The following is a 13553-nucleotide window of genomic DNA, read 5'->3' as shown; positions in this document are numbered from 1 at the left end:
GCGGCGGCGTGGCGGTGGGCTGTGGGGAGTGAACCGGGGATGCCGCGCCCCGGGCGCCGTTCCGGGCGGTCGCGTGCGGGGCGGTGACCGGATGCGGGGCTTCGGTGACGGACACCGTGTCGGGTGCGTCGTGCGGCGCCTCGCCGGCACCCGGCGGGCACGTGGCGACCGGCATGCGCGGCGGCCTCGCGGAGGCGGGTCCCGGTCGGTCCAGGACCAGCCGTACCGCCGACAGCAGGTCCGGGGCCGTCTCCGGGGCGTGGGCCGTTTCCTCGGGGCGGGTCGCCGGAGTCGGGACCAGGATGCCCCGGGCGCCTGCCGCACGGGCCGCGGCCAGGTCGGCGCCGATGTCGCCGATGACGACGGTGCGGGCGGGGTCGACACCCAGCCGGGCGCAGGCGGCGAGCACCAGCCCCGGCGCGGGCTTGCGGCAGGCGCAGCCGTCGTCGGGGCCGTGCGGGCAGACCGCCCACACCCCGAACGGGCCGAGCAGCTCCTCCACCCGCCGCCGGACGGCCTCGACCTGGGCACGGGTCAGCAGCCCGCGCGCCACGCCCGACTGGTTGCTGACCACGCCGACCGCGACGCCCCGCGCCCGCACGGCGTCCACGGCCGCGCGCGCCGTCGGCTTCGGCTCCACGCGCGCGGGGTCGCCGTTGTAGGGCACGTCGACGACGAGGGTGCCGTCGCGGTCGAAGAGGACGGCGGCCGGGAGCGCGCCGCCGGGCGAGGGGACGGGCGGCGCGGGTCCCTCGTAGATCCACGGGCGGTCGCTCATGAGCCCACCCGCTCCCGTTCCGGCTCCCGCCGCGCCGACGGCGGCCCCGGGGTCCCCGCCGGGTCGAAGGGCGGCGTCCCCCGGTGCACGACCTGTCCCCGCAGCCAGTGCCAGATGGCGGCCGGCGGAATGGCGACGCTGGTCAGCGCCATCGTGACGATCTCGTCCCGGGTGCCCGGCCCCGGCCGGATCCGCGCCAGCGCGAACTCGGCCGTCCCGGCCAGCCACAACGCGCCGCACACCGCGGCTCCGCGGGGCCTGCGCAGCGCCGCGCACGCCAGCGCGGCCACCGCCGCCCCGGTCACCGCCAGATGCCGGGGGAGCCGGCCCCGGGGCGCCTCCGCCCGGTGCCACCAGGTACGGCCGTGCAGCCGCGTCATCAGGACGTCGTCCGCGTTGCCCGCCTGGAGCCGTACCGAGACCCACCGGTCGGCCGACCGCACCGGATGGGACGTCATCCGGCTCCCCTCGGCCACCTCCCACCCGGCACCGGTCACCCGCAGCGCCAGGTCCGCGTCCTCCCGGAACGCCCGCCGGAACCGCTCGTCGAAGCCGCCGGCCGCCTCCAGCGCCGTACGCCGGTACGCCATGTCGGCGGTGATCCACCGGGCGGTCGCCAGCCCGGCCGTGTTGCGCTCCCAGTCGGTGGGGCGCCGGTCGGCCGGCAACGGGACGTGGATCTGCGCGGTCACCGCGCCGGTGCGGGGCGTGGCCGCCGCCAGATCGCGGGCGAGATCGGCCGCCCAGGTGAGGCCGGGCACCACGTCGTCGTCCAGGAAGACGATCCACGGCACCGCACCGGCCGCCCGCCACCCGGTGTTGCGTGCCGCCGCCGGCCCCCGGGCGCCGCCCGGCACGACCGTGGTGCGCGACCGCAGCGGCTCCGGCACGTCGGCCGCGAGGGGCGCGCCCGCGGCGTCGCGCCGGTCGTCGACGAGGACCACCCGCTCCGGCGGGGGACCGTCGGCGGCGGCCAGCGCCCGCAGACAGGTGCGCAGGCTGGGGCGGCCGAGGGTGGGGATCACGACGGCGTACGCGGTCGCGGCGGTCTCCTCAGCCGCCGGCGACTCCTCCGCCGCCCGCGGGTACCGCGCCGCGTCCGGCTGCTCCGCTCCGTGCTCGTTCATCAGTTCCTCCCGTTCGCCCCGGTGCGGAAGAAGTCACCGCGCCGGATCGCGTACGGGCCGATGGCGAGCAGGTCGACGGGCGAGGAGCCGAAGCACTCCAAGGCATCGCGCGGGTCGTCCACCATGGGCCGGCCCGCCGTGTTGAGGCTGGTGTTGACCACGACCGGCAGCCCGGTCAGCTTCTCGAACTCGCTCAGCATCCGCGCCACCAGCGGCTCCTGGGCCGGGTCGACGGTCTGGATGCGGGCCGTGCCGTCCACGTGCACGACGGCCGGGATGCGGTCCTTCCACTCCGGCGCCACGTCGTGCACGAACAGCATGTACGGGCTAGGCAGCGGCCCGTCGAAGATCTCGGCGGCGCGGTCGGCCAGCACCATCGGCGCCACCGGCCGGAACTGCTCGCGGCCCTTGACGTCGTTGAGGCGTTCCAGGTTGCCCGCGTGCCCCGGGTGGGCCAGCAGCGACCGGTGGCCGAGCGCCCGCGGGCCGTACTCCGAGCGGCCCTGGAACCAGGCGACGATCCCGTTGTCCGCGAGCGTCCGCGCCACCGTCTCGGCGATGTCCGGCGGACGCTCGAACGGTACGGCCGCCGTCTTCAGCCACGCCCCCAGCTCCGCGTCGGACCAGTCCCGGCCCAGATCGGCGCCGGTCATCGGCTCCGGCGCCTCACCCGCCCCGGCGGACAGCAGCAGCGCGCCGCCCAGCGCGGTGCCCGCGTCGCCGGCCGCGGGCTGCACCCACACCCGGGAGAACGGGCCCTCGCGGGCGATCCGCGAGTTGGCGACACAGTTCAGGGCGACGCCCCCGGCGAGCGTGAGCACGCTGTGACGGGTCCGGCCGTGCAGCCAGCGCACCAGGTCGAGCAGGGTCTCCTCCAGCACCGCCTGGGCGCTCGCGGCCACGTCCGCGTGCTGTTGCGTCCAGGGCTCCTCGGCGCCCCGGGGCGGACAGAACTCGTGCCAGGGCACTCCGGTGGCCCGGAACCCGCCGTCGCCGGTCGGGTGGACGTAGCGGCGCAGCTCGGACAGCATGCGCGGGGTGCCGTGCGAGGCGAGGGCCATCACCTTGAACTCGTCGGAGGAGCGCAGGAACCCCAGATGCCCGGTCAGCTCCTCGTAGACCAGACCGAGCGAGTGCGGCAGCTCCTGGGCGTACAGCGCCTCCAGCTTGTCCCCGACCCGGCGCGCGGCCAGATGCGAGGCGCGCTCCCCGCGACCGTCCAGGACCAGCACGGAGGAGTCCTCGGCGCCGTCCGCGCAGAACGCGCTGGAGGCGGCGTGCGCCATGTGGTGCGGTACGAAGCGGACGATGTCCGGGTCGAGGCCGGGCAGCGCGGCCTTCAGGAAGCCCGGGGCCTCGCGGGCGTAGGTCTGCCGCAGATGGTCCCAGGGGTCGTCCAGGCCCATCGCGTCGGCGGGCCGGGCGAGGGCCGGGTCGTAGGAGTAGGCGACGGCGTCCAGGTCCTGCGGGCGCAGGCCCGCCCGGCGCAGGCACCAGGCGGCGGCCTTCTCCGGCAGCTCCCAGGCGGAGAAGGGCACGGGCCGCTTGCCGTGCTTGCGGCGGGAGAACCGCTCCTCCTCGGCGGCGGCGACGGTGCGGCCGTCGATCACCAGAGCGGCGGCGGGGTCGTGGAAAAGGGCGTTGATTCCGAGGATGCGCATGGATGGACCAGGCCTTTCGGCGAAGGGGCGGTCGGCTTCCGCGGTCGGCACCTGCGGTCGGCTCCTGCGGTCGGCTTCCGCGGGCCGCTTCCGCGAGGCCGCGGGGGCGGGCGGCGCGATGGACGACGGCGGAGTCAGTGGTCCCGGTGGTCCGCGCCGGAGCGGAACCAGGCGATCGTGCGGCGCAGCCCCTCCTCGGCGTCGACCCGCGGTTCCCAGCCGAGCTTGTCGCGGGCCAGGGTGATGTCCGGGCAGCGCACGGCCGGATCGTCGGTCGGCCGCTCGATGAACCGGATCTCGGAGTCCGACCCGGTCAGCTCGATCACCAGACGGGCCAGGTCGAGCATGGTGATCTCGGCCGGGTTGCCGATGTTCACCGGGCCGCGCAGTCCGTGCGCCGCCGCCGCGAGGACGCCGCGCACGGTGTCGTCGACGTAGCACAGGGACCGGGTCTGGCGGCCGTCGCCGGTGACCGTGAGGGGTTCGCCGTCCAGCGCCTGCCGGACGAACGTCGGCACCGCCCGGCCGTCATGGCCGCGCATCCGGGGGCCGTAGGTATTGAACAGCCGCACGATGCAGGTGTCGGTGCCCTCGCTGTCCGCGTGCGCGGTGGTCAGCGCCTCGGCGAAGCGCTTGGCCTCGTCGTAGACGCTGCGCGGGCCGACCGGGTTCACATGGCCCCAGTACCGCTCGTCCTGCGGGTTCTGCTGTGGGTCGCCGTACACCTCGGACGTCGAGGCGAGCACGAAGCGGGCGCCCGCGCGGTGGGCCAGCTCCAGGGCGTGACGGGTGCCCAGGCTGCCGGTCTCCATCGTGTGGAGCGGGAGACGCAGATAGTCGGCGGGGGAGGCGGGGGAGGCGAAGTGGAGCACGAGATCCGGCGGCCGGTCGACCTCGAAGCCCTCGGCGACATCGGCCTGCACCAGCGTGAATCCGGGGCGGTCGAGCAGCGGCGTCACGTTCTCTTGCCGACCGGTGCTGAAGTCGTCCACGCAGGTGACCGCGGCGCCCGACTCCAGCAGGGCGGCACACAGGTGCGAGCCGACGAACCCGGCCCCGCCGGTGACGACGGCGTGCTGCCAGGTCCGGGAAGAAAGGGTGCTCATTCAGGCCTCCTCCGTGGGGACGACGCGAACCGGTGCTCCGGGGCCGGACGCGGCGGTGACCGCGTGACCGCCGGCCGACGGGCGTGCCCGGCGGACCACCGGGGCACCCGAACAGCCTCCGTCCTCCGGGCGGCCGGGGCTCGGTGATGTACGGCAGCGGAGTGAACTACAGAGCGTCACCACTCCTCGCCCGACCGAGCGGCTCGATCTGCCGCCCCGGTTTCCCCTGTGGTCGCAGCTCATGTCAGGAATCTCATCGGGAACAGCCGGGCTGGGGGAGCGGAGGCAGCGGGGAGACCTGTCGGGGGCGCGCCCCCACCACGCCCGCGACGGGCCCCACTTCCTGCCCCTGTCCCCTGCGATGGTGGCCCGTCGGCACCCGTGGAAGGATGGGCGCGGGAGTCGGCCGCCGGGTGGCGGCCGGGCCGGTCCAGGGCGAAGGACGAGGTCCCGGCCGCGGATCCCGGCGGTGACGGGCTCCGCCGCGACGCATCTCGCGGCTGCCGTGCGTATGACATCGACGGCGTACCGGCCGTCGACCCCGACGGCGTACGGGCCGTCCGCCACCGCTCGGACCCGCCCGGACACCGTCCGCCGAAAAGTGCCTCAGCAGGGGGTTTCTCCCGACTTGTGACGGCAACTCGGGCCCGAACCCGCGGCAGCGACCCGCCACGGAACAGGAGTGCCGGATGATCACGACCGCACAGCCTCCCCGCTCCACCGAAGCGAGCCCGCGCATCGGCCTGCTCGGTTCCTACGGCGGCTACAACCTCGGCGATGAGGCCATTCTCACCTGCATGCTGAGCTGCCTGCGCACCCACCGCCCGCACGCCCGCCTCATCGCCCTCAGCCGCAACGCCGAGCACACCCGGGCCCACCACCCCACCCTCGACGAGGTGGTCGACTGGGAGGGCGTCCCGCAGCGACAGGTCCTCGACGTGATCTCCCGCCTCGACCTGCTGGTCCTGGGCGGCGGCGGCATCCTCTACGACGGCGAGGCCCGCCGCTACCTCCGGGTCGTCGGCGCGGCCCAGGCCCGCGGCGTCCGCACCTTCGCCTACGCCATCGGCGCCGGCCCGCTGCGCGAAGCGGAGGACCGGGAGGCGGTGCGCGCGGTGCTGCCGGCCATGGACGAGGTCGTGGTCCGCGACGAGGAGTCGCACCTCGTCCTGGAGGAGACCGGACTCGACCGCGACATCACCGTCACCGCCGACCCCGCCCTGCTGCTGGCGCCGGAGCCCTTCACCGACCAGATGATGCGCCAGGAGGGCATCCCCGCCGACGCCCACCGACTGGTCGGCATGTCGGTCCGGGAACCCGGCCGGGCCGCCGAGAAGCTCGACGAGGGCGACTACCACGCGCTCCTCGCCGACGTGGCGGACTTCCTCGTCCGACGGCTGGACTCCCATGTCGTCTTCGTCCCGATGGAACGCCAGGACGTGCACCACGCCCACGGTGTCCTGTCCCGGATGACCGCACCGGACCGGGGCCGCATCCTGCACAGCGTCTACAGCCCCGGCCAGGTCCTCGGCTTCATGAGCCACCTGGACCTCGTCGTCGGCATGCGCCTGCACTTCCTGATCTTCGCCGCGCTCTCCGGGCTGCCCGTTCTGCCGCTGCCGTACTCCGGCAAGGTCTTCGACTTCGCCCGCCGGCTCGGCGCCCCCGCCCTGGTCGGCGTCGCCCGCGAGCAGGCGGGGCTGCTGCTCGCCGAGGTGGACCGGCTCTGGGACGAATTCCCGCAGCGGCGCGGCGACTTCGAGGCGCGCGTGCAGCGGCTGCGCGGCCGGGCCCGGGAGACCTGCGCCCGCGTCGGCGCGGTGCTCGACACCCTGGACGCGGCGGCCCCGGCCGCCTCGGACGCCAGCGAGCCGGGCCTGCACCTGCTCAGGCCGGGTACCGGGACCACGACCTGACGTCCGCCGCCGGGCCCGCCCCTGCCGCGCCGGACGCCGGGCCTGCCGTAGCGCATCCACCTGCCGACGGGAAGAAGCGATGCCCATCCTGGAACCACCCGCACAGTCCCGGACCATCACCCTGCCGGAGCGCCCGGCCCGCGACGGCGGCCGGACGGACGTCCTGGTCGTCGGCGGGGGACCGGCCGGCACCGCCGCCGCCTGCGCGGCGGCCGAGGCGGGCGCGGAAGTCGTCCTCGTGGAGCGCTACGGCTTCCTCGGCGGCAACGCCACCGCGGCCCTCGTCATGCCGCTGATGTCGTTCCACAACGAGCGCAAACAGGCGGTGTTCACCGAACCCGGCGAGCTGGGCGACCAGCTGCTGCCCAACGACCACGGCGAGGGCGAGGCGGTGGTCGCCGGCTTCCTGTGGCAGCTCCTGGACCGGCTGAACGCGCGCGGCGGCTGCGTCCGGCCGTCCCTGAAGACCGGCTACACGGTGCCGTTCGACCCGGAGATCTACAAGCTCGTCCTCCTCGACCTGCTGGACGACGCCGGCGTCCGTCTGCTGCTGCACGCCTTCGCCTCCACCGCGCTGCCCCTCGACGACGGCTGGCGGGTGGTCTTCGAGACCAAGTCGGGACCGGTGGTGATCGACGCGGGCGTCGTCGTCGACGGCACGGGCGACGGCGACGTGGCCACGGCCTGCGGCGCGCCGTGCGAGATCGGCCGCCCGAAGGACGGACTGGTGCAGCCGATGACACTGATGTTCCGGGTCGTCGACTTCCTGCGCCCGCGGTTCTCCGAGTACGTCCGGGAACACCCCGACCAGTGGAAGGGCGTGCACGGCCTGTGGGACCTCGTCGAGGAGGCCACCAAGGCGGGCGAACTCACCCTGCCCCGCGAGGACATCCTGTTCTTCGGCACCCCGCACAGCGGCGAGGTGAGCGTCAACAGCACCCGCGTCACCGGCGCGTTGGGCACCGACGTGTGGGACCTGACCCGCGCCGAGTACGTCGCCCGCCGCCAACTGGAGCAGATCGAACGGTTCCTGCGGCTGCACGTGCCGGGCTTCGAGACGTCGTACGTCGTGCAGAGCGGCACCCAGATCGGGGTCCGCGAGACCCGCCGCATCCTCGGCGACTACCACCTGACCGGCCACGACATCATGGACGCCCGTTCCTTCCCCGACGTCATCGCGCACGGCGCGTACCCCGTCGACATCCACAACCCGAAGGGCTCCGGCACCATCCTGATGCGCGTCCCGCAGGGCCGGTTCTACGACATCCCGCTGCGCTGCCTGCTGCCCCGCGACACCGAACGCGTCCTCGTCGCCGGCCGCTGCATCTCCGGCTCCCACGTGGCGCACTCCTCGTACCGCGTCATGCCCATCTCCATGGCGACCGGTCAGGCCGCCGGTGTCTGCGCCGCGCTGGCCGTCCGCTCCGGCCGCACCCCGCGCGAGGTGCCCGTCGAACTCGTCCAGGAGGAACTCCTCCGCCAGGGCGCCCGGTTGCGCCTGGGCGCGAGCGCGCAGACCCGGCAGCGGCGCTGAGCGCGGTCTCACTCGCCGGGCTCGTCCTCGCCGGGCGTGTCGTTGTCCCGCCACCGCACGTTCACCGGCGGCGTGTCGAACCGCGTGGCCGCCGAGGCGTGCCCGTAGAAGTCGTTGCCGCTGACCCGCCCGCCGGTCATGGCGCCGTCGGCCGTGATCCACAAGCCGTGCATCTGGCGCGGCGACCGCGGGTCGTCCCAGAAGCGGTTGCCGGTCAGCTGGGGCCGGGACACCGGCGAGTCGAAGGTGATCCCGGCGCGCACCGCCGGGCTGTCGGGCAGGTCGTAGCCGGAGCCCGGCGCGGGGGTGCCGTGGATCCAGGCGGTCTGCGCGCCCGGCCGCCAGGGCGCCAGCCCCAGCTCCGTCTCGGTGTTGTACGTCACCCGCGCGCTCTGCCCGCCCACCGTCACGGGCTTGCCGCGGTGGCCGTTCGGCGGCCAGTGGGCGCCCTCGTCGACCAGCGCGAACGGGGAACAGCGCACCGTCGCGCCGCCGCCCGAGGTCCCCGGTGCCGAGCGGCGGCCGTTGGCGCGGATCCGGTTGCCGATCAGCGCCGGATCCCGCAGCCCGGCGTCGACGCGGATGCCGTCGAGCGCGTTGCCGCAGATGTCGTTGGACTCCAGCACCACGTCCGTGGCCGGCGCCTGGTCGCCGCCCTCCAGGTTGTGCCCCCAGTAGCCGTACCGGCCGTTGTTGCTGATGCGGTTGCCGCGGAAGGCGTACGGGCCGGGGGAGTTGCCGAAGCCGATACCGTCGCGGACGTTGCCGTCGATGACACAGCCGGTGACGATGCCGCCACGCCCGCCGACACTCGTGGTGCCCTGGGACGAGACGTCGAACCCGGCCTCGTGGTTGCCGACCATCGTGGAGGCGGACACCACCAGCCCGTCGGCGCCCCAGTCGGAGATGCCGAACCGGTTGTCCTCGCAGTGGCAGGCGGTGATGCGGATGCCCCGCGGCGGCGGCCAGTGCTCCTGCTGCAACTCCAGGAAGATGCCGTTGGTGCCGTTGCCGCGCGCGGTACAGCCGATGATCGCCGTCCGCTCGACGTCGCCCCAGCCGCCGACGCCGATCCCGATTCCCGCGCCGCCCATCTTTTCGCCGGGATCCTGCCGCCCGCACCGCTCGGTCAGCACCCCCTCCACGACGGTGTCCTGGAGGAAGTCGCAGCCGAACCCGGTCGCCGCCGTGTCGTGGATGTACAGGTCGCTGAACCGCCCGCGCAGCACGTACTGCAGCCCCAGCCCCTTGGCCAGCACCTCATACCCCTCCGTCCGCACGCCCGATCCGTCGATTTCGAAGTGCGCGAAGGTGATGTCGGCGATGTACCGGTCCCGGCCGGCACCGTGCTGCGCGGTCGTGAACCAGGCCAGCGGCACCGGGGTGTGCGGCGCGCCCGGATTCTCCAGGACGAAGCAGGTAGCGCCCCGCCCGGCCCCGATCAGCGACACCCCGCTGTACCAGAGCGTGGGCCGGTCCCGCATCAGATAGCGCCCGGCCGGCACCCGGATGGTCCGGGGCCGCCCGTCCGCGGCACAGGCCGCTCCCACCTCGCCCACCAGCCGCTCGAACGCCGGCTGGTCGTTGGTCACCCCGTCACCGGCCAGCCCGTGCTCCCGGGCGTCGACCGTCAGCGGCATCGACACAGACATGGACATACGTACTCCTGCCCTCTGTGGCCCCGGTGAGGACGATCACCGAGTACCAGTGATCGGCGTTGTCAATCCCCGGATCCCGCCCCCGCCGCCGGTCAGCTCTCGGCGGCCTGCTGCGTCCCGCTCCAGGCGTACTGGAGCCAGTCCGCCACCGTGGCCGCGCTCAGCCCCGCGCACACCAGGCGCGCGGAGCGCGGCTCCCACGCGTAGTAGCCGGTCAGACCGGCGGCCACCCAGGCGCCCATGCAGAACGGGCAGGACACCAGATCGCCGACCGCGCGGCGGGCCGTACCGCCCCGCGGCACGTCCGTCACCTCGCTCCCCTCGCCCTCCCCGGCACGGCGGGTGAACGGCGCCCGCAGAAAGCCGGTCACCTTGTCCCTGGACAGCAGCCGTGCCGCCTTGAACGTCGCCGTCCCCAGCAGCACCACGTCCCACGGCGGCACCTGGTCCGGCGCCCGCCGCCCGAGCCGCCGGAACGCCGTCGCATACGCCGCCGCGCCCACCGCGAACGCGCCCGCGATCCCGGCGTAACCCGCCGCCGGCACACCGCCCTCGTCGTCGTAGCGCCGATCCTCCACCGCGACCGCACCCTTCCCTCGGGACCCGACGGACCCGCCCCGAGTGCCCGGCCACGGCCACGACCACACGCCGGGCCGCGCGGCGGTGTCGTCAGGCGGGCGACCCCCAGGCCGTGGTGAGCCCCTCCAGCCACGCGGGCGGCAGTTCGGCGGCGTCCCACTCCCGCCGCAGCGCCGACGGGGCCGTGACGAGCCGTTCCAGTACGGCGACGCCGGTGGGGGAGTGGATGAGGGAGTAGCGGCCGTGGACCGGGACGGAACTGCCGGGTCCGTATGCCGCGTACAGCCGCGCCAGCCGTTCCCGGTGCTCCGAGACGAACCGGTCCAGCCGCCCTGCGTAGTCGGCGCGCTGCCCGGCGTTCATGGTGCGCAGGACCACGGTGAGCACATGCTCGGAGACCTCGGGATCGAGGTCGGAGTCGGCGGCGAACGAGCGGTACAGCGGTACGACCGCGACCTTGGCCCGCTCCACCTGCATCCTCGTGACGGGAGGGCGGGCGTCCGGGGAGTGATCCGCCACACCGGAGGCGACGGCGTCCCGCAGCGCCCGCCGGGCGAGCTCGTCGAGGTCGTCGACGACGGCCTGGGCGCCGTCCAGCCACCCGGCCGCGTAGAGTTCGCCCTTCTCCGCGGACGGCGTGCGCCCGGCCCCGCCGACGCTGCGATGCGCGAGGGCGAGGGCACCGGCCTCCACGAGCCCGATCAGCTCCGCCGCGTCGCCGGAGCCGACGCCCGCGCGGGCGAGGAACTGGAGGAGCGTCTGCTTCGCGTTGCGGACACTGACCGCGTCCAACTGCTGCCGTCCTTCGCCGGCGGCGTCCATGGGGCCCTCCTCATCACCTGACCCGGGTGGCGTACGTACCCTTCCACGTCCTGTGCTCCCCACTCATGATCGCGCACGGGGAGCGAGAGCGGGCCTCGCCGTGTGTGCGCTGCCGAGGAACGACGGGCGTTTTACGGTGGTCCGATGCGACGTGTTCCCGTATGGGCGTTGCTTTCGTCGGGGTGCGCGCCGGTCGTGCTGGCCGCGGGGTGGACGATCGCGGCGCTGCTCGAAGGGCCCGCCTACGACCCCGCCACGCAGACGATCAGCGTCCTGGCGGCCTACGGCGCTGCCGGATTCCGGGTGATGACCGCGGCGCTGCTCGTGCTGGGCGCCTGCCACCTGTTCACCGCCTGGGGGCTGCGTGCGGCGGCGCTCGCCGGACGGGTGGCGCTGGGCGGCGGCGGAGTGGCGGCGGTGGCGGTCGTACTGGTCCCGGCACCGAGCAGCGGCGGTTCCCTGCGCCACGGCGCCGTCGCCGCGGTCTGGTTCCTGCTCGGGATACGCCATCAGGGCGCCGCCGGGGTCGCGGAACGCCTGGTGACGTTCCTCCAGTCCCTGTGGCCCTTCGTGGTCGTCGCTTCCTGCCCGCGCCATCCCGACGGCGAGGGCTGAGGGGCGGGGCGGCTGACCGGCCGGCCTACGGCAGGCGGACGGACTGGTGGTGGCGGAAGACGTTGCGCGGGTCCCAGTGGGCCTTCGTGCGCTGCAGACGGGGGTAGTTGTCCTTGTAGTACAGGCGGTGCCAGGGCTGGCCGGTCTCCGGTGGGTTGAACGACGGGTCGCTGAGGTCCGCGTCGCAGTAGTTGACGTAGCAGCCGTCGGTGTTGTGGAACGGATCAGGCACGCCCGGCTCGGGGATGGCGGGTACGCCGCCGGTGCTCGCGTACATGGCGCGGTAGAAGCCGCGGATCCAGTTCAGGTGCGGCGCGGCGATGGTCGGGTCGGCGCGGGCGTCCTGGTAGTCGAAGACTCCGTCCCGGTTGGCGTCCTTGTCCCAGGTCCAGTAGGTCTGGAACTGGAGTTTGAGGACGGAGTCCCGCTGGGGGACCGCGGTCGCGTCCGATGGCACGTCGTTGACACGGCCGCCGTAGGAGTCGACCTGGAGCAGCGCCTGGTCGTTGCCGTACGCGGAGTCGGTGAGGTACTTGTGGATGACTCCCAACTGCTCTTCGGTGAACCCCGCGGTGTGGTAGGCGGACTTGTACTTCCCGCACCGGTTGGGCCCGGAGTCGTTGAGAGTCTGCGTCGCGGTCAGCCAGGGCAGGCGCGTCGGGATGTAGAGGGTGCCGAGCGGCGGGTGCTCGCCCGTCTGCAGGTCCAGCGGGGACTGCGGGTATTCCCGTTCGGGGGCGATCCACTCGAGGAACCGCCGCAGCCGCTCCAGCGAGTCCTCGCGGGTGCCGTCCATCTGCACGATCAGGCCGATCTTGCCGGCCTTGCGGTGGTTCAGTTTGAGCAGAGTGAACAGGTCACGGTAGTCGTACGGGCCGGGGAAGTCGCCGGCGGTGCCGCTGTGCTCCTGCTCGAAGAACTGCCCGTAGCGGCGCACCAGCGCGGTGAACCGCTCGGGGTGCTCATCGAACAGCTTCCACTCCCAGGCGATGGTGCGCAGCAGCACCTGGGCGGGCGGCTCGGGCAGGCCGCGGAACCAGAACCGTGTGACGACGCCGAAGTTGCCCCCTCCGCCGCCGGTGTGCGCCCACCACAGGTCCCGCAGTGCGGACTCCGAGGAGTCCTTGCGGGCCACGGTCACTTCGGCGCGGGCGCGGTCTCGTACCGTGACGACCTCCACGGCGTACAGATAGTCGATCGTCAGCCCGTGCAGACGGGACAGCAGACCGAAGCCGCCGCCGGTGATGTGGCCGCCGGCGCCGACGGAGTAACAGGAGCCGCCGGGCAGCGCGAGGCCGAAGTGCCGGTACAGCCGCGTGGCGGTGTGCCAGTTGCTCGCCCCCGCCTCGACGCAGAAGGCGTCCATCTCGGAGTCGTAGTACACCCGGTTCATGGAGCCGACGTCGATGATGACGGCCACGTCGTCGCCGCAGACGAAGTCCTCGTAGCAGTGGCCCCCTGACCGGACGGTGATCCTCCGTGGCGGTGTCTCGTCGCCGGGATGACGCTCCAGCCACGCGTTCACAGCGGCCACCACGTCCGCCGTGCCGGTCGCGATCACCACGTGGTCCGGCGTGGCGACCCATCGCTGGTTGAAGCCCCGGCGCAGCGCGTCGTAGCGATCGTCTCCCGGCTCGACCTCGATCGGTACGGACGTGCCGGGACGGGGGGACGTGGTGGCCATGCGGGAACCTCCACAGCAGATGACGGGCGTCTACGACGCAACGTAGTGGCGCGTCGCATCCCGCCTACTCCGC

General features: G+C 73.9%; 10 protein-coding genes and 1 pseudogene. 3 read left to right on the top strand and 8 right to left on the bottom strand.

The genetic code is table 11. The features are described 5' to 3' along the window. Positions 1–178: 178 nt before the first annotated feature. From ACZ42A_RS35055 to ACZ42A_RS35040, 4 genes and pseudogenes are all read right to left on the bottom strand, one after another. Positions 179–778: pseudogene (locus tag ACZ42A_RS35055) on the bottom strand (D-glycero-alpha-D-manno-heptose-1,7-bisphosphate 7-phosphatase); the annotation flags it as partial. After that, positions 775–1905 carry a glycosyltransferase family 2 protein gene (locus ACZ42A_RS35050; protein ID WP_468531371.1) on the bottom strand — a complete coding sequence of 377 codons (1131 nt, stop codon included), beginning with the start codon at positions 1903–1905 and terminating at the stop codon, positions 775–777. The gene ACZ42A_RS35050 and the pseudogene ACZ42A_RS35055, both read right to left, overlap by 4 nt. After that, positions 1905–3566, bottom strand: a complete 1662-nt coding sequence (locus ACZ42A_RS35045) for a carbamoyltransferase family protein (RefSeq protein ID WP_468531370.1) — start codon at positions 3564–3566, stop codon at positions 1905–1907. Before ACZ42A_RS35045 ends, ACZ42A_RS35050 begins: the two co-directional genes overlap by 1 nt. A gap of 134 nt (positions 3567–3700) precedes the next feature. After that, positions 3701–4672: an NAD-dependent epimerase/dehydratase family protein gene (locus ACZ42A_RS35040; protein WP_468531369.1), complete on the bottom strand. Its 972-nt coding sequence runs from the start codon at positions 4670–4672 to the stop codon at positions 3701–3703. A gap of 689 nt (positions 4673–5361) precedes the next feature. On the opposite strand from ACZ42A_RS35040, the gene ACZ42A_RS35035 reads away from it, so the two are divergent. Both ACZ42A_RS35035 and ACZ42A_RS35030 read left to right on the top strand, forming a co-directional pair. Beyond that, complete coding sequence (locus ACZ42A_RS35035; RefSeq protein ID WP_468531368.1) at positions 5362–6588, top strand: polysaccharide pyruvyl transferase family protein; 1227 nt, start codon at positions 5362–5364, stop codon at positions 6586–6588. 79 nt (positions 6589–6667) lie between these two features. Then, complete coding sequence (locus tag ACZ42A_RS35030) at positions 6668–8122, top strand: FAD-dependent oxidoreductase (protein ID WP_468531367.1); 1455 nt, start codon at positions 6668–6670, stop codon at positions 8120–8122. Positions 8123–8130: 8 nt separating this feature from the next. On the opposite strand, the gene ACZ42A_RS35025 is transcribed toward ACZ42A_RS35030, so the two are convergent. From ACZ42A_RS35025 to ACZ42A_RS35015, 3 genes are all read right to left on the bottom strand, one after another. Next, positions 8131–9780 carry a right-handed parallel beta-helix repeat-containing protein gene (locus ACZ42A_RS35025; protein WP_468531366.1) on the bottom strand — a complete coding sequence of 550 codons (1650 nt, stop codon included), beginning with the start codon at positions 9778–9780 and terminating at the stop codon, positions 8131–8133. Positions 9781–9872: 92 nt separating this feature from the next. Next, the gene (locus tag ACZ42A_RS35020; RefSeq protein ID WP_468531365.1) at positions 9873–10358 is read right to left on the bottom strand and encodes a DUF1360 domain-containing protein; all 486 of its coding nucleotides are present in this window, start codon (positions 10356–10358) and stop codon (positions 9873–9875) included. Between the two features lie 91 nt (positions 10359–10449). Continuing rightward, entirely contained in the window at positions 10450–11181 is a 732-nt protein-coding gene (locus tag ACZ42A_RS35015) for a hypothetical protein (RefSeq protein WP_468531364.1), read from the bottom strand. Positions 11182–11325: 144 nt separating this feature from the next. On the opposite strand from ACZ42A_RS35015, the gene ACZ42A_RS35010 reads away from it, so the two are divergent. Continuing rightward, on the top strand, positions 11326–11796 hold the full coding sequence (locus tag ACZ42A_RS35010) for a DUF998 domain-containing protein (protein WP_468531363.1): 471 nt from the start codon (positions 11326–11328) through the stop codon (positions 11794–11796). Positions 11797–11821: 25 nt separating this feature from the next. Here ACZ42A_RS35010 and ACZ42A_RS35005 read toward each other — a convergent pair whose 3' ends face one another. After that, positions 11822–13480: an FAD-binding oxidoreductase gene (locus ACZ42A_RS35005; RefSeq protein ID WP_468531362.1), complete on the bottom strand. Its 1659-nt coding sequence runs from the start codon at positions 13478–13480 to the stop codon at positions 11822–11824. Between the last annotated feature and the right edge of the window lie 73 nt (positions 13481–13553).

The organism is Streptomyces sp. NPDC030838 (assembly GCF_055572035.1).
The sequence above is the reverse complement of the archived record's forward strand: the minus strand, read 5'-3'. Positions and strand labels throughout refer to the sequence as shown.